16 protein-coding genes and 1 riboswitch are annotated in these 16,277 nt (G+C 39.0%); of the genes, 15 read left to right on the forward strand and 1 reads right to left on the reverse strand.

Annotated features, from left to right (window positions below):
- Positions 1-279: 279 nt before the first annotated feature.
- Positions 280-2,484, reverse strand: coding sequence for a beta-glucosidase BglX (gene bglX / locus NV377_RS20895; RefSeq protein WP_373425842.1), 2,205 nt, complete (start codon positions 2,482-2,484; stop codon positions 280-282).
- A gap of 208 nt (positions 2,485-2,692) precedes the next feature.
- Between bglX and NV377_RS20900 the strand changes: the two genes are divergently transcribed.
- From NV377_RS20900 to NV377_RS20970, 15 genes are all read left to right on the forward strand, one after another.
- Positions 2,693-3,664 (forward strand): LacI family DNA-binding transcriptional regulator, encoded by a 972-nt coding sequence (locus tag NV377_RS20900; RefSeq protein WP_258202742.1) that lies wholly within the window; start codon positions 2,693-2,695, stop codon positions 3,662-3,664.
- A gap of 266 nt (positions 3,665-3,930) precedes the next feature.
- Entirely contained in the window at positions 3,931-4,857 is a 927-nt protein-coding gene (locus NV377_RS20905; RefSeq protein ID WP_258202743.1) for an urea transporter, read from the forward strand.
- A 21-nt stretch (positions 4,858-4,878) separates the two neighbouring features.
- Positions 4,879-5,100, forward strand: a complete 222-nt coding sequence (locus NV377_RS20910; protein ID WP_258202744.1) for a DUF5342 family protein — start codon at positions 4,879-4,881, stop codon at positions 5,098-5,100.
- Positions 5,101-5,190: 90 nt separating this feature from the next.
- Entirely contained in the window at positions 5,191-5,493 is a 303-nt protein-coding gene (locus tag NV377_RS20915) for an urease subunit gamma (RefSeq protein ID WP_258202745.1), read from the forward strand.
- Between the two features lie 32 nt (positions 5,494-5,525).
- On the forward strand, positions 5,526-5,837 hold the full coding sequence (locus NV377_RS20920) for an urease subunit beta (RefSeq protein ID WP_258202746.1): 312 nt from the start codon (positions 5,526-5,528) through the stop codon (positions 5,835-5,837).
- An 11-nt stretch (positions 5,838-5,848) separates the two neighbouring features.
- On the forward strand, positions 5,849-7,561 hold the full coding sequence (gene ureC / locus NV377_RS20925) for an urease subunit alpha (protein ID WP_258202747.1): 1,713 nt from the start codon (positions 5,849-5,851) through the stop codon (positions 7,559-7,561).
- Positions 7,562-7,572: 11 nt separating this feature from the next.
- Entirely contained in the window at positions 7,573-8,025 is a 453-nt protein-coding gene (locus NV377_RS20930; RefSeq protein WP_258202748.1) for an urease accessory protein UreE, read from the forward strand.
- Entirely contained in the window at positions 8,006-8,707 is a 702-nt protein-coding gene (locus NV377_RS20935) for an urease accessory protein UreF (RefSeq protein WP_258202749.1), read from the forward strand. The genes NV377_RS20930 and NV377_RS20935 overlap by 20 nt, the downstream gene beginning before the upstream one ends.
- A 29-nt stretch (positions 8,708-8,736) precedes the next feature.
- Positions 8,737-9,348 carry an urease accessory protein UreG gene (gene ureG / locus NV377_RS20940; RefSeq protein WP_258202750.1) on the forward strand — a complete coding sequence of 204 codons (612 nt, stop codon included), beginning with the start codon at positions 8,737-8,739 and terminating at the stop codon, positions 9,346-9,348.
- A complete protein-coding gene (locus NV377_RS20945) occupies positions 9,309-10,172 on the forward strand; it encodes an urease accessory protein UreD (RefSeq protein WP_258202751.1) in 864 nt (287 codons plus the stop codon). The genes ureG and NV377_RS20945 overlap by 40 nt, the downstream gene beginning before the upstream one ends.
- Before the next feature lie 200 nt (positions 10,173-10,372).
- Positions 10,373-11,737 carry a sodium-dependent transporter gene (locus NV377_RS20950; RefSeq protein ID WP_258202752.1) on the forward strand — a complete coding sequence of 455 codons (1,365 nt, stop codon included), beginning with the start codon at positions 10,373-10,375 and terminating at the stop codon, positions 11,735-11,737.
- Positions 11,738-11,834: 97 nt separating this feature from the next.
- A riboswitch (PreQ1 riboswitch) is annotated at positions 11,835-11,880 on the forward strand.
- A gap of 5 nt (positions 11,881-11,885) precedes the next feature.
- Positions 11,886-12,602, forward strand: coding sequence for a queuosine precursor transporter (locus tag NV377_RS20955; RefSeq protein WP_258202753.1), 717 nt, complete (start codon positions 11,886-11,888; stop codon positions 12,600-12,602).
- A gap of 272 nt (positions 12,603-12,874) precedes the next feature.
- Positions 12,875-13,240, forward strand: coding sequence for a DoxX family protein (locus NV377_RS20960; protein WP_258202754.1), 366 nt, complete (start codon positions 12,875-12,877; stop codon positions 13,238-13,240).
- 30 nt (positions 13,241-13,270) lie between these two features.
- Positions 13,271-14,641 (forward strand): MFS transporter, encoded by a 1,371-nt coding sequence (locus NV377_RS20965; RefSeq protein WP_258202755.1) that lies wholly within the window; start codon positions 13,271-13,273, stop codon positions 14,639-14,641.
- A 35-nt stretch (positions 14,642-14,676) separates the two neighbouring features.
- Positions 14,677-16,125, forward strand: coding sequence for an MDR family MFS transporter (locus NV377_RS20970; protein WP_258202958.1), 1,449 nt, complete (start codon positions 14,677-14,679; stop codon positions 16,123-16,125).
- Positions 16,126-16,277 lie beyond the last annotated feature (152 nt).

Consider the following 16,277-nt stretch of genomic DNA (forward strand, 5'->3'; position numbering starts at 1 on the left):
TGCGTCTTAATTCAGTATCTTGTGTCTTATTTACTTAATTAAGTCGTTTTTAGCTTGCCGTTGTTTAAATGTATGACTATGTTCCTTATAAGACGAAGAGTAATTGACGCAACTCTTCATAAAACAAAAGAGGATGAGCAACATATAGAAGGGATATTCCCTTTACGTTACTCATCCTCGAATATAATGTCTAATATTGTATTCAATTGCTTATTGTTACTGGTCAAAGTATACGTCCTACACATTTATTGTTACAGAGTAGGACAACCCCTTTGTATATCATTTAATTAAGTTGAACTTAAGCTCGGTATTTACACTACTGCTCGGACCGATGAACGCTACGAAAGCACCAGCATCGCTTTCATGAGTAAGATCAGAATGATAATATCTAAGCTGTTGCTCCGTAAGAGTAAATTCAATGTCTGCGCTCTCACCTGACTGAAGCTCGACTCTGCGGAAATCTTTCAATTCTTTAACTGGACGTACGACTTCTCCTGACATATCTCTCACATAAAGCTGAACAGTTTCAACACCAGTTACGCTTCCTTTATTACTTACCGTAATAGAAAGCTTAATAGGCTCTGTCTCAGTCATTGTAGTAGCAGATAGCTGCGCCTCACTAAATTCAAATTTTGAATAACTTAGTCCGAAGCCGAAAGGAAGTAATGGCTCATTCGGAATATCTAGAAACTGTGATACATAACGGACTTGAGCATCTGGAGCACCTTGAGGGCGTCCAGTATTGTAAGCATTGTAATAGACAGGTACTTGACCTACGCTGTAAGGGAAGGACATTGTTAATCGTCCACTCGGATTTTCGTCTCCGAACAACAAGTCAGCAACAGCGTGCCCAGCTTGTGAACCTGGATACCAAGCTTCCAAAATAGCATCTGCTTCTTCGTAAACGCCATGTAGATCAAGCGGTCTACCATTGAATAGAACGACAACCATTGGTTTGCCAAGTGATTTCAGCTTCTGAATAAGTTCTAGTTGAACATGAGGTAATTGAATATTTGATCTACTTGCAGCCTCACCATTCATATCCGAATGTTCACCGAGTGCTAACACAATCGTATCGGCGTCAAGAGCCACAGCGAGCGCTTCCTGCCATTGTTGCTCTGTTGCTGTCTCGATTCCACATCCTTCAGCGACTGAGAGGGTAACATAGCCGCTTAGCTTCGCATTCATTCCTTCAACAAGTGTGACAGCCTCATCCTTCGAACCTGTCCAAGACCAAGGCCCTAGCACATCACCGCTATTGGCAAAAGGTCCAATAAGTGCTATGCGTTGATTACGTGTAAGTGGTAACATTCCTTCATTTTTTAATAGAACGCAAGATTTGACTGCCAGACTACGAGCTACCTTCAAATGATCTTCACAAAATACAATCTCTTGCTCACGTATTGGATCAGCAGCACGATACGGATTTTCGAATAATCCAAGCTTCTTTTTCAGGTTCAAAATACGTAGAACCGCTTCGTCAATTAACGCAACATCGACTTCATTACGTTCAACTAGCTCTGATAAATGATTAACGTAACAAGAGGTCATCATCTCAATATCGACACCTGCATTAATCGCTTTAAGCGCAGCCTCTGATTCATCAGCTGCGATACCGTGGGCAATTAATTCTCTGACAGCTCCCCAATCGGAAATTAATATGCCGTCAAAGCCCCATTCCTCACGAAGTAGCTTACGCATCAACTTCGAATTTCCAGTCGCAGGAATTCCATCTACCGTGTTGAAGGAGGTCATAACCATTTCACAGCCTTCATCAAGCGCTGCTTTGTATGCGGGTAAGTAGAACTCACGCATTTGTCGATCAGATAAATCAACCGTATTATAATCTCGTCCAGCTTCAGCAGCACCATAAGCTGCAAAGTGTTTCACGCAGGCAGCGACTCTATCTAAGTTATTCGTAAGATCATCGCTTTGGAAGCCTTTTACGAATGCTCTAGAAAACTGAGCGTTCAAGTAAGGATCTTCTCCTGTTGCTTCTACTACGCGTCCCCATCTTGGATCTCGGACTAGATCGACCATTGGCGCGTAAGTAACATGAACGCCAGATACCGAAGCTTCCTTTGCTGCGATTTCAGCACTTTTCTCTGCAAGGTCCATATCCCAGGAGCAACCAATTGCTAGTGGCACAGGGAATATCGTCTTAAACCCATGTACGATATCCGCCATCATAAGCAGCGGAATTCCAAGTCGGTTATGGCTTAGATGAGTGCGTTGCACATTAATAACGTCCTGAGCACCTGCCATTCCAAGTACAGATCCTGAATTGTGGACCGTTTCTTCTGTAATTCCAAGTGAATCTATTGGACCGGTAATTAATCCTTCACCTACTGCACCTTCATAGAAGGGAACAGCCAATTGAATAAGCTGTGCGATCTTTTCATCTAGTGTCATTTGCTCGATAAGTTCTTTTACATTTACTCTATTGTTAGTTTTGTCAGGAAACTGGTGATTCTCGTTCGACATGTGTAAAAACCTCCCTGGATATCCTCCTTGATATCAATCGAAACGTTTCGATTGATTATAATATGCATTATAATTGGCATAAGATAAAGCTGTCAATTGCAATATTTAGATGTTTATATGACTAAATTGGTAGGTTGAATGGCTTTTTTATTTCTGTTATAGTTAGGATAGAAACGTTTCACTTGAAACGAATGAGGAGCGGGGGATTTTGGCTAGTATTAAAGATATTGCGAAACAGGCAGGAGTCTCCATCTCCACAGTTTCGTATGCGCTAAATGGTAGTGAAAAAGTAACGAAGGAAACTGCAGCGAGAATATTGGCTATAGCTAAGGAATTGAATTACGTGCCTCATGCGGCTGCTCGCTTATTGAAAACTAAAAAATCGAACTTGATTGGTATTTTTTTGACTGATTTTAGCGGCAACTTCTATGGAGATTTATTGCAAGGAGTTAAAGATTATCTTCATTTAAGAGGGTATGATCTACTCGTATGTAGTGGGTCGCAATCACGTAGATTAATTGCTGAGCGAATGATTGATGGTGCGATTATTCTCGATGAGACTTTTTCTACGGAAGAGTTGCTGCAATATACGAATAATGGTCATAAGGCTGTTGTACTTGACCGCGAATTGAATCATTCTCATATTAATCAAGTGCTGCTCGACAATAAAGCTGGAGCAACACTTGCGATGGAATATCTAATTGAGCAAGGACATGACAAAATATATACGGTAACTGGCCCGGAAGGCTCTTATGATGCCAATCAGAGATTACGGGCGGTGCATCAAGTGATTGCTCGAATTCCACAAGTGGAATTCCATGAAATATCAGGTGATTTTAGTAAAGCAGCAGGAGAAGCTGCGGCAAAGCGCATTGCTAACGAGTATACTAGACCGGTTGCTGTTTTCTGTCTTAATGACGAGATGGCGATAGGACTTTATCGTTATATTCGTATTCATTCGGATCTTATTATTGGTGAACACATTCATCTCATTGGATTCGATAATATTGAGCTAGCTCAGTTTATTCAGCCTAGGTTAGCGACAATTAATTATTCTATGCATAAGTGGGGAGCGCTCGCTTCCGAGCAATTGCTCAAAATGTTGTCCGGTGAGTCTGTTGAACCCGAACGAATCTATGTTTCTCTTATTAAAGGAGAGACTATTAAAGCTCTCAATTGAATCTGTTTATCGTTAACCCTATCCTCATGAGGATAGGGTATTTAGTTATATCAATAAGCTCCATCTTAATGCTATCTCTAAAAGTGTTGATTTGAAGCATGTAAAGTTGGTTATTTTAACTTAATAGGTTGCATGAGATCGCTCTACCATGTTCTATGGTTTAGGGGGATCTTCTAACGAAAAACTAAGTATAATTATGTAATAATTGTCAACAATAATCAGCATATGCGATTATTCGACAAGAGGTGAACCTAATTCAACAGAAAATGCATCATATATGGAGAAGGGATTACCTTATAGCTTTTTTTTCCGCATCACTTAAAGGGATCTCACAGGTGTTATTGATTGATAATGCGATTACAGGGCTGATCGTTCTAATAGCCATTATGATTGTATCTATTCCTTTAGCGCTTATAGCCTTAGCTTCATCCATTATTGGAACTTGGATTTGTCTATACAGCGGGGCTAACAAGGTGACAGTCAACGAGGGCATCTTTGGATATAATTCAGTTTTAACTGGTTTGGCGTTATCTTTATATTTAAGTGGTCAAAATAGATGGTTAATCGCTATTGTTGGAGCTGTTGTTGCTGCTCTATTTACAGCAGCGTTGATGAATGTATTGAATCGCTTAAAAATCCCGATACTGACATTTCCATATATTTTGCTAACATGGTTGGTTATGCTTGCCTCCTTCGGGATGTCGGCTATTCAATTAAGTGCTGATCTAGTCCAACAAGATGTTACTCCATGGAGACTACATATTGGGGGCGAGATCGAATATAACGGAGTTATTTATGGTATTAGTCAAATCTTTTTTTTGAAAAATGTCTATTCAGCGGTTCTTATTCTAATCGGAATTTTTTGGGCAGGCTGGCGATTGGGCGTATATGCGGTTGTAGGTATAATCATCTCTTGGTTAACAGCATATGGATTAGGGGCAGAGGTTACATCTCTAAACATGGGTATGTATGGTTATAATGCGGTGTTGGCGATTTTGGCTATTTCTGTAGTATATGCGGATCGAAATGGCAACTCAGCTTTGACAGGGATCATTGCTGCGATAATTACAGTACCTATTACAGCAAGCATTAATGAATGGATGCATCCTTATGGTCTCCCAGCACTAACGATGCCATTTGTTCTAGTTACTTGGTTGATGATTAGTATGAGAAAAGGATTGCCTAAATTATAGGAAGTAATGGAGGCGAAGAGAATGTTTGAGAAATTTGATGTGAAAGTATCGCTTGATGACACTGTAAACTGTCACTGGCATTTTACTACTGAAAAGGATGGTATTAATTATAACGGTCATTATGATGGTGGAGAAATTTATTGGCTACAACCGATGCCAGAAGAGAATCTCAAAAAACAGATGGAAGAAAAAATTCATCAACTTATGGCAGAATATCAACCATTAGATAGTGAGATGAGATAATGTTTGTATAGTGAAAAGAGAAAATGTTATAATATTTTTTTAGGCAATTTGGATAATTTAGGTATAAATGTTCTGAAGGGGAGATGTAAGATGAAGCTAACACAACGTGAACAAGAAAAGCTGATGATCGTCGTTGCAGCTGACCTTGCAAGGCGGAGAAAAGACAGAGGTCTCAAATTAAACTATCCAGAAGCGATAGCTTTAATTACATATGAGATCTTAGAAGGTGCTCGCGATGGCAAAACCGTAGCTGAATTAATGCGAGACGGCACAAAAATTCTAACAGCAGAAGATACGATGGAAGGCATTCCTGAAATGATTCAAGATATTCAGGTAGAGGCTACCTTTCCGGATGGGACAAAGTTAGTTACTGTCCATAATCCGATTAAATAAAATCAAAACATGAGAAGAAAGGTGAACTCATTATGCATCCTGGAGAGTACGTCTTACGTGAAGATGATATTATTTGTAATGAAAACAGAAATACTCACGTTATAGAAGTCGTGAATATAGGAGACAGACCAGTTCAAGTTGGATCTCACTATCATTTCTATGAGGTTAATAACGCCCTTCAATTTATTCGCGAAGAGGCTTACGGCATGCGTTTAGATATTCCTGCGGGATCTGCTGTGAGATTCGAGCCGGGTGATGCGAAACAAGTAAATCTTGTTGCATTAGCAGGGGAACGTCGAGTTTATGGATTAAACAATCAAACAAACGGCTATTTAGATAAATAAGGAGGCATCTCATGAGTCTGCGATTAACAAGAAAAGAATATGCAGATATGTTCGGACCCACTGTAGGAGATGCAATCCGACTAGCAGATACAGATCTTTTCATAGAAATAGAAAAAGACTATACGCAGTATGGCGATGAATGCAAATTTGGTGGCGGGAAATCTATCCGTGACGGTATGGGGCAACACCCTTCTGCGACACGAGCGGATGGAGTAATGGATGTAGTTATAACGAACGTTGTTATATTGGATTATACCGGTATCTATAAAGCGGATATCGGAATTCGCGATGGTATAATTGCTTGTATTGGAAAAAGTGGAAACCCATACATTATGGATGGCGTCGATATGATAATCGGGGCGACAACGGAAATATTCGCCGGTGAGGGAATGATCGTTACTGCCGGTGCAATAGATACACATGTTCACTTTATTAATCCACTCCAAGTAGAAACAGCGTTAACTTCAGGCATTACTACTTTAATAGGTGGCGGAACAGGACCAGCAGAAGGCTCGAAAGCAACTACTTGTACACCTGGAGAGTGGAGTATCCATCGTATGCTTGAAGCTACGGAGGATTTACCGATCAATATTGGTCTTCTCGGTAAAGGAAGTACATCTTCTGAAGGAGCGCTAGTTGAGCAAGTTATGGCTGGTGCGATTGGATTCAAAATTCATGAGGATTGGGGTGCTACTGCTTCTGTCATTGACATGTCTTTACGCGTTGCAGATGAATATGACGTTCAAGTAGCTATTCATGCCGATTCGCTGAATGAATTCGGTTTTGTTGAAGACACTGTTAAAGCAATTGATGGCAGAGTAATTCATACATTCCATACGGAAGGTGCTGGAGGTGGACACGCACCTGATATGATTACAATGGCGTCCTTACCTAACATTCTTCCTGCATCTACGAATCCAACGAAGCCGTATACGATTAATACTGTAGAAGAACATTTAGATATGCTTATGGTTTGTCATCATCTTAGCCCGATGGTTCCTGAGGACGTGGCTTTCGCAGATTCACGGATCCGTAAGGAAACGATTGCTGCGGAAGATATTCTACACGACTTAGGTGTATTTAGTATGATGAGTTCTGACTCTCAAGCGATGGGACGCATTGGTGAGGTTATATTACGTACTTGGCAAACCGCAGATAAGATGAAAAAGCAACTGGGAAAAATGGAGGGTGATAATGGTATTGGTGATAATAACCGAGCTAAGCGTTATGTTGCCAAATATACCATTAATCCTGCGATTGCACATGGCATTGGTTCCTACGTTGGTTCTATTGAAGTAGGGAAAGTGGCTGATCTAGTTCTCTGGCATCCAGCATTTTTTGGAGTGAAGCCAGAAGTCATTATGAAGAGTGGTTTTGTCGTGTACAGTGTTATGGGGGATGCCAATGCAGCAATTCCTACTCCACAACCAGTTTTATTCCGTCCTATGTACGCTGCACTAGGCAAAGCGAAGTATGCTAGTTCAATTACGTTTGTGTCTAAGGCTGCTTATGAAGCCGGAATTAAGGAAAAGCTGGGATTGCAGAAGCAAGTTCTTCCTGTATTCGGTATTCGTGATCTTACCAAAAAAGATTTGAAATTAAATGGAGAAACTCCGAAAATAGAAGTTGATCCCCAAACGTTTGAAGTTAAAGTAGATGGACAATTAATTACGTGTGAACCAGTTGATGCTGTACCAATGGCACAACGTTATTTCTTATTTTGAGGTGAAGTTTTATGATAATCGATAAAGTAGTTACTCATATAGATAGTCTAAGTGAAGAAGAAAGAAAGAGTCGTCATATAGAAAAAGTGTTTTTGCAAAGTGATGATTTAGTTAAAAGAATACAACGTGTAGTTACTGATCATGGCAAGGAGTTAGGTATATCTCTTGCACATGCCAAAGAGCTTGTTCACGGGGATGTGCTCTATATGGATGACCATTCGTTAATTGTTATTCATGTTTTACCTGATGAATTACTCGTTATTTATCCACGTACGATTAAAGAAATGGGTGAAGTTGCTCATTCACTAGGAAACCGACATTTACCTGCTCAATTCGAGGGAGAGAAGATGTTGGTTCAATACGATTATCTGGTGGAGGAACTGCTACAAAAAGATGGAATACCTTGTTCTCGTGAGAAGATGGCCGTTAGGAAAGCATTCCGACATGTCGATCATAGACACTAATTCCTCTTTACTATCGCTCCTTCAATGGTGTGATTCAAGTTTACCGACAGGGGCATTCAGTCATTCATTTGGTCTTGAAACGTATGTACAAGATGAGAAAGTGTTGAACAAACAAACATTTCTGGAATGGTTGCAGATTTACGTTCGAGAACAACTTGTATATACAGATGGACTTGCGAGTCGCTTAACGTATGAAGCACTTGAGAAAGACGATATGGAATTAATCTGGTCACTGGATGCTAAGATTAGTGTCCAAAATCTAGCTCGAGAGACAAGGGATGGAAATAAGCGAATTGCAGATAGGATGCTACATCTCGCTATGGAACTGTATGCAAGTCCGATACTGCAACAATATCAGCAAAGAATTAAAGATAAGCAATGTTGGGGGCATTCGTCGATTGTATTCGCAATGATAGCCCATCATTTACATATTCCTCAATCAACAGCGGTTGTTTCGTACTTGTATGCTTCAACGGTGAGTTTGGTCCAAAATGGTGTCCGAGCTATACCTCTTGGTCAGACGGACGGACAACGGTTGATTCAGGAATTACAGTCTACACTCAATCATGCGGTAGAGCAGATTCAGCAGTTAGACCAAAATGATTTTGGAATAACATCACCAGGTCTAGAATTATCTCAGATGAGACACGAGAGACTAAATATTCGTTTATTTATGTCATAATATAAAGGTTTATATAAGGAGGGGCAGTCATGGAACCGGTTCGAATCGGAGTAGGTGGTCCTGTTGGAGCAGGTAAAACATTGCTCGTAGAAAAGTTAACTCGATATTTGCAAGATGAAATTAGTATGGCGGTTATTACCAATGATATTTACACCAAAGAGGATGCTAAGTTTCTAATGATTAATGGCGTACTGCCTGAGGATAGAATTATTGGCGTAGAAACGGGAGGTTGCCCACATACAGCAATCCGAGAAGATGCATCTATGAATTTTGCTGCTATAGATGAATTGAAGCAAAGGCATCCAGATGTACAATTAATATTTGTGGAGAGCGGTGGAGATAATTTGGCGGCTACCTTTAGCCCGGAACTTGTCGACTTTTCCATATATATTATTGATGTGGCCCAAGGTGAGAAAATTCCGCGTAAAGGTGGACAAGGCATGATCAAGTCAGATCTATTTATTATTAATAAGATTGATTTGGCTCCTTATGTTGGTGCTAATTTGGATGTTATGGAAGCAGACACGCAAACGTTCCGCGGCAATAAACCGTATATTTTTACTAATTTAAAGGAAAATTTTGGTCTGCCTGAAGTTATAGATTGGATAAGAAAGAACGCTCTGCTGGATGGATTAAAATAATGTCAGAGCTGACCGGTTACTTATCAATTGAAGTCCGTACGCAGGGAGAGAAAACGATTGTATCGGACATATATTCTCAAGGTGCTTGGAAAGCGAACCCGCCTATTTATCTTGATAATAGTGGTCAGCCTTGTTTTTACATGGTCAGCCTAGGTGGAGGATATGTGGGGGGAGATCGCTACAAAGCACAATTTCGTCTATCCGAAAATGCTGAGCTTCTGCTTACGACATTATCTTCCACAAAGATATATAAATCAAAAGGGAATCCAGTTTTCCAGGAGACAGATATATATTTGGCAAAAGGAAGCATTCTTGAGTATTTTCCAGATAATATTATTGCGTATCAAGATGCCCATTATGAGCAAACGACAGTAATCAGAATGGAGACGGGAGCTACACTGCTCTACACTGAGTTGTTAACACCTGGTTGGGCGCCTGACCGTTCGTTATTTAGTTATGATACCCTTAAACTCAAAACTGAAATTTATAGAGATAATGAGTTAGTTGTCTTTGATCATATTCGCTTGTGCCCTGAAGTGCAGGATATGCAGGGTATTGGTTTATTAGAAGGATATACTCATTATGGTTCGATGATTGTAATTGGGGAGCAGGCAACTGCACAATTCCTTGAACAGTTATATGAGCATTTGAATATTGGACAGTCTAAAGTTAGATTGGGTTTATCGATGCTTGCGGTTTCTGGGTTTACAATAAGAATATTGGCGTTCTCAACACAAGTAATCGAGAGCGTATTTGAAAGTTGTCATCGAATGATCCGCAAAGAGTGGTTTAATAAGCAACCAATCTCTTTCCGAAAATATTAAGTAGCGTATGCTTGGAGGCAAATCACCATCGATTGGATGTGATTTGCCTCTTTTTAATGTTTCCAGAAATGATGCAGTTCAATCAACGAACTCAACTAATTAATTCCATAGCATATGAGCTATGTAAAAGTGTTATAATAGGTAGGGAAATTTTATCATCATGAAGATAGTTTAACATCAGGAGGAAAGTTGGTCGCATCATGAATGGCAATTCAAGTGAAAACATAACATCTGGAAAGCAGAAAAAAGAGAGGTTTACTTCGTCTGGATTCATCTTATCTGCTATTGGTAGTTCGATAGGTCTCGGCACGATGTGGAAGTTCCCATACATAACAGGTAAGTATGGTGGAGCAGCCTTTTTCTTGCTTTTCCTTGTCTGCTTAATTATTGTAGGTTTACCAATTTTACTTGCAGAGATGACGATTGGACGTGGCGGAAGAGGGAATGCATCCTCTTCATTATTTAAGTTAACCGGTAAAAAATATTGGGGATTATTCGGATTTCTATCGATCATTACTGCATTCATCATTATGTCCTATTATGGTGTAGTAGCGGGTTGGACACTAAACTATACCGTTGAATCATTTACAGGACTATTATATGGAGATTCAATAGATTACAAGCTGAAGTTCGTGAACTTTGCTGCTGGATATTGGCCGGTAGTATGGCAGTTTATTGTTATGGCTATAACAGGATTTATTATTATTAAAGGTGTATCAAGTGGAATTGAGAAATTCAATAAAATTATGATTCCAGGATTTTTAATTATTTTAGTCATTCTTATGATAAGATCGGTTACTTTACCAGGTGCAAGTGAAGGGATTAGCTTTTTCTTGAAACCTGATTTTTCAAAGCTTAATGCCGAATCGGTACTTGTAGCATTGGGACATGCCTTCTATTCCTTATCACTAGGAATGGGTGCGATGATCACCTATGGCGCTTATGTTCAGAAAGAACAATCGTTAGGTAAAGCGACACTTGCGATCGGCTCAAGTAACGTACTTTACGCTTTTATTGCGGGCCTTGTTATATTCCCGACAGTGTTCTCTTATGGACTAGAACCTGGAGAAGGTGTGGGTCTTGCTTTCATGGCACTACCAGCAGCATTCTCACAAATGTCGTTCGGCTTCTTCTTTGGTGGATTATTCTTCCTATTGCTAGCAGTAGCTGCGTTAACTTCTGCGGTTTCTATACTTGAGGTTCCTGTTGCTTTTGCGATTGATAAATGGAACTGGTCACGTAAGAAAGCAGCTATTATTATATCTACGCTCTGTTTTCTAATAGGAGTACCGTCTGCGTTATCAGTTGGTGGAGTGCTAAGTGAATTTACACCTTTTGGTATGTCGGTTTTCGATACAGTCGACTTTTTAGCTTCATATGTGTTAACTCCTATTGGTGGATTAATCGTAACGATATTTACAGGTTACGTATGGAAACAGGCAGGTGTAGAGGCAGGACTGAATGGCTGGTGGTTCAAGTTATGGCTTCTTATGTTAAGAGTAGTCGTTCCAATTTCTATTATTATCGTGTTCCTGTATTCAGTTGGAATTATTAATTTTGGTTAGTAAATGAAAGAATATTAAGACCTTCATCTACTATTTCAATATATATACAGTTTCTTTCTGTAACGAAATTTGATATTGTTATCTCTGGTCATAGAATTGACCCGCGGTTCGTAAACTTCCCGCGTAAACAAAACTAAGGGGGATTTTTGTGTTTAATTTGGGTTGGGGTATTTTATTTGTTGCTGTAAATTTCATGTTATTTCTTGCATGTTATCGTTTCTTTGGTAAAACAGGTCTTTATGCGTGGATTGCCTTTGCGACGGTAATTGCTAACATTCAAGTGACGAAGTCAATTGAACTGTCTATTTTCACTGTTGGTATCATTATGACATTAGGAAATACGATATATACGACGATCTCGATGAGTACTGATTTACTCAATGAGAAATATGGTCCTAAAGAGGCAAAACGAGCGGTATGGTTTGGATTTTTCACACTTATTGCTACCACGATTATGATGCAAATGGCATTACAATTCACGCCGCAGGAAACTGATTTTGCACAGGAGTCTTTAGAGACGATATTTGGTCTTATGCCGCGTCTTGCAGCAGGTAGCTTGTTAGCCTACCTAACAAGTCAGTTTTTGGATGTTAAAGTATATGGTTATTTAAGAAAGAAATTTGGCGCTAAAAATCAGTTTTGGATACGTACCAATGTTAGTACAGGAATTAGTCAACTTGTAGACTCCATCGTATTTTGTACCGTTGCTTTTGTTGGTACAGGACTATACACTTGGCAAGAATGGCTACAAATTGTGTTTACGACATATATCTTTAAATTTATTATATCGGTTGTAGCAACTCCAGTTCTGTATTGGGCACGTAGTTTTAAAGTGAACGACCATGCAGAAGGTACTAGTGAATAATATGTCAAAAAGTGTTTACAACATTAATAAATTATTAAGGTCATAAACGATGTAAGTTCATAGATAGCAGCCCAACCCCATTCGATGATGAATGGGGTTTTTACTTTATAGTTATACGATATTGCAATATAGATTTAACATACTTTCCATGTATGAAAATTAAAAGTAATGAGCATGGTTAAATATGTTGTTGCTCTTAGTGAGTATCCTCTCTATAATATAATTATCGTATATTCAACTCACGATCACATCATACTAACGGAGGATTTCAAATGACTATTGTAGCATTAGTACTTCAAGTTTTATTAATATTAGCTTTTTTCTTTTCAGGTGTAGGCAAAATAAAGGGAGTCAAAATGCAAGTAGACACATTTACACATTTAGGACTGCCTCAATGGTTTAGAGTTGCAACAGGGTGGATTGCTCTACTAGGAGTAGTAGGGTTAATTATAGGTTTCTGGTATGAAGGAGTGCTTGCCATCTCTGCACTTTGGATTGCGTGTATTATGATAGGCGCTGTATTGTTTCATATTCGAACTAAAGATCCTATCAATAAAATAATACCAGCAGCTATTCTGATGCTCTTGGCTTTAGTTCTAGCAGCATTTCATGTAGCTGCATTTACAAATTTATTGTAAAGAGATAATGATAGAAATGGGGTTACAACAATGGTAAATTCATCATCGCAAAATGCGGATAAGCTACTAAAAGTGCTTGTTGTTGCTTTAATATTCTCAGTTATGAATGGTACAATGTTTAACGTAGCACTCCCTGAAATAGGAAAAGAATTTCAGCTAGTTCCGTCTGAGGTCAGTTGGATAATGACGAGTTATATGGTAGTATACGCGATAGGCTCTATAGTAATGGGAAAATTAGCTGACAAATATAGGCTTAAGGATTTGTTAACATATGGACTTATTATTTTTGCAATTGGTTCATTAATTGGATTGCTTGCTACACAATTTTGGGTTATTATTTTAGGGCGAGTTATTCAAGCTGCAGGAGCATCTGTTCTACCTGCTACTGCTATGATTATTCCAACAAGATATTTTGCTCCAGAACAAAGAGGAAGAGCACTAGGAACTTCCGCGATTGGCCTTGCACTAGGAAGTGCATTAGGTCCAGTTGTAGCTGGATTGCTGACTAGCTTTGGAAATTGGAGACTTATGTTCGTTCTATCTCTACTTCCGCTATTGACGCTACCTTTCTTTAGAAAGTATCTAGATAATGTGAAAGGTAATGCGGGAAGTATTGATGTTCTTGGTGGCGGTTTATTAGCTGCTTCGGTGGCAATGTTCTTGCTTGCTATTACGCAAATGCAATTATTGTTATTCTTCGGAGGAATAGTATTGCTATTACTATTCATTATTCGAATAAGAAAAGCTGCTGAACCTTTTATTAAACCTAGTTTGTTCCGCAATAAGACATATTCAATTGGCTTGCTGCTTGCTTTTATGACTACTGCTATGAGCTTCAGCCTGACATTTATTACACCACAATTTCTAGCGACAGTTAATAACTTATCCCCTGCAAATATTGGTTTTGTACTCGTTCCAGCGGCGATTACTTCAGCAATTTTTGGACGAAAGGGAGGAAAGTTAGCTGATAGTCGTGGGAACTATACACTTGTTTTCTTAGCCTCTATATTAATCTTTGCTGCATTTGCACTGCTATCTTCTCTTATTGGTATATCAGCATACATTATTGCCATAATTCTAATATTAGGTAACGTAGGTCAGACATTCATGCAGATTGCGATGTCGAACACGATCTCACGCACGTTGACGAAAGAGGAGACAGGTGTCGGCATGGGATTACTCTCAATGATTAATTTTATTTCGGGTGCGATGGCAATGAGTGTAGTCGGTAAAATGTTAGACAAAGGCACAACTTCTGTAAAGTTCAACCCACTAATTACGAATGATGCTGCCAATGTCTATAGTAATATTTTTGTCGTTATGTCCATATTGATTATCGTTGTCGTTGTTATTTATCGTTATCAGTTTGGTACAAAAACATCTTTCGTTAAACAGAAATAAGAAAGAAATATATTATTTACAGTGGAGGAATAATGATGAATACTTCAGCTTCGCCTGCCTCTTCTCATTCTCAAGCAATAGGGAATGTGAAGAGGCTACCAATTATGATTTCTTTAATTATTGGTGCATTTTTTTCTATACTTAACGAAACTTTATTGAGCAACGCTATTCCGCAATTAGTTATTGAATTGAACGTGACGGCTTCGACACTTCAATGGCTTTCAACGGGGTATATGTTAGTAGTTGCCGTATTAATTCCTGCTTCGGCATTACTAGTTCAATGGTTTACAACAAGACAAGTATTTTTAGGAGCCATGATCGTATTTACAGTAGGGACAATAGTTTGTGGTATTTCCCCCGGATTTTCTGTGCTTCTAATTGGTCGTTTATTACAGGCCGTAGGTACAGGATTAATGATGCCAGTTCTTATGAACACGATACTGTTGCTATATCCTCCAGAGAAGCGCGGTGGGGCAATGGGTACTATCGGGCTCGTTATTATGTTCGCTCCTGCCATTGGACCAACGCTTTCGGGTATTATTCTAGATTCATTGGAATGGAGATGGCTATTTTATATCGTTCTACCATTTGCAATCTTCTCTATAATATTCGCATTCATTTATTTGAAAAATTTATCACCTCCTACGAAACCTAAGGTGGATGTAGTATCGATCCTTTTATCAACCATCGGATTCGGTGGACTTGTATACGGATTTAGTAGCTCCGTTAAAGGATGGAATCACTTGGAAGTGTACGGAATGATTAGTGTAGGACTAATAGCATTGCTTCTATTCGTAATCCGTCAATTAAAATTAAAGGAGCCGTTATTGGATCTAAGAGCATTTAAGTTTCCAATGTTTACATTAACATCTATTCTATTAATTATTATGATGATGACAATGTTCTCGACAATGGCGTTACTACCTTTCCTATTCCAAGGAGCTTTAGGCTTAACGGTTTATGCATCAGGTCTAATTATGTTGCCTGGTAGTCTTTTGAACGGACTTATATCACCAATTACTGGTAAGTTGTTTGATAAATTTGGGCCAAGAGCGCTAATTATTCCTGGAACAGTTGTATTGGCAATCGTGATGTGGTTCTTTACACAAGTATCCTCTGATACATCCAAGATGACCTTTATCATTCTGCATATTTGCTTAATGGTAGCGATCTCGATGATTATGATGCCAGCACAAACGAATGGTTTGAATCAACTGCCGCCGCGTTATTATCCGCACGGTACTGCGATACTGAATACATTATCACAAGTAGCAGGTGCGATCGGCGTTGCATTCTTTATCAGCGTAATGACGACGGGACAAAAAAATTACTTGACCCAATCAACAGATCCAACTGCTGTTGTTCAACAAACAGAAGCACTAGTTTCTGGTATACACAATGCATTTGTAATCGGTTTTGGCTTTGCAATTATTGCAATTATTGTTGCTTTCTTCACTAAGCGTGCTAAGACTACGGTGGAGTAAGTTAGATTAATAAGTGTTGTTATTAACACAAAAAGGTATGCCTTGAGGCATACCTTTTTGTGTTATGTGCAAATTAGAAACATTTTACTCTAATATACTCGCAAGCACGTAATGATACGTTAATAAAGTAATACTTTACTCCGTTCCTAATA

Source organism: Paenibacillus endoradicis (genome assembly GCF_024721975.1).

Coding starts and splice junctions, on each gene's coding strand:
- NV377_RS20905 (WP_258202743.1), top strand. CDS start 3,931: ATGCATCATATATGGAGAAGGGATTACCTTATAGCTTTTTTTTCCGCA.
- bglX (WP_373425842.1), bottom strand. CDS start 2,484: ATGTCGAACGAGAATCACCAGTTTCCTGACAAAACTAACAATAGAGTA.
- NV377_RS20915 (WP_258202745.1), top strand. CDS start 5,191: ATGAAGCTAACACAACGTGAACAAGAAAAGCTGATGATCGTCGTTGCA.
- NV377_RS20910 (WP_258202744.1), top strand. CDS start 4,879: ATGTTTGAGAAATTTGATGTGAAAGTATCGCTTGATGACACTGTAAAC.
- NV377_RS20920 (WP_258202746.1), top strand. CDS start 5,526: ATGCATCCTGGAGAGTACGTCTTACGTGAAGATGATATTATTTGTAAT.
- NV377_RS20960 (WP_258202754.1), top strand. CDS start 12,875: ATGACTATTGTAGCATTAGTACTTCAAGTTTTATTAATATTAGCTTTT.
- NV377_RS20950 (WP_258202752.1), top strand. CDS start 10,373: ATGAATGGCAATTCAAGTGAAAACATAACATCTGGAAAGCAGAAAAAA.
- NV377_RS20935 (WP_258202749.1), top strand. CDS start 8,006: ATGTCGATCATAGACACTAATTCCTCTTTACTATCGCTCCTTCAATGG.
- ureC (WP_258202747.1), top strand. CDS start 5,849: ATGAGTCTGCGATTAACAAGAAAAGAATATGCAGATATGTTCGGACCC.
- ureG (WP_258202750.1), top strand. CDS start 8,737: ATGGAACCGGTTCGAATCGGAGTAGGTGGTCCTGTTGGAGCAGGTAAA.
- NV377_RS20930 (WP_258202748.1), top strand. CDS start 7,573: ATGATAATCGATAAAGTAGTTACTCATATAGATAGTCTAAGTGAAGAA.
- NV377_RS20965 (WP_258202755.1), top strand. CDS start 13,271: ATGGTAAATTCATCATCGCAAAATGCGGATAAGCTACTAAAAGTGCTT.
- NV377_RS20970 (WP_258202958.1), top strand. CDS start 14,677: ATGAATACTTCAGCTTCGCCTGCCTCTTCTCATTCTCAAGCAATAGGG.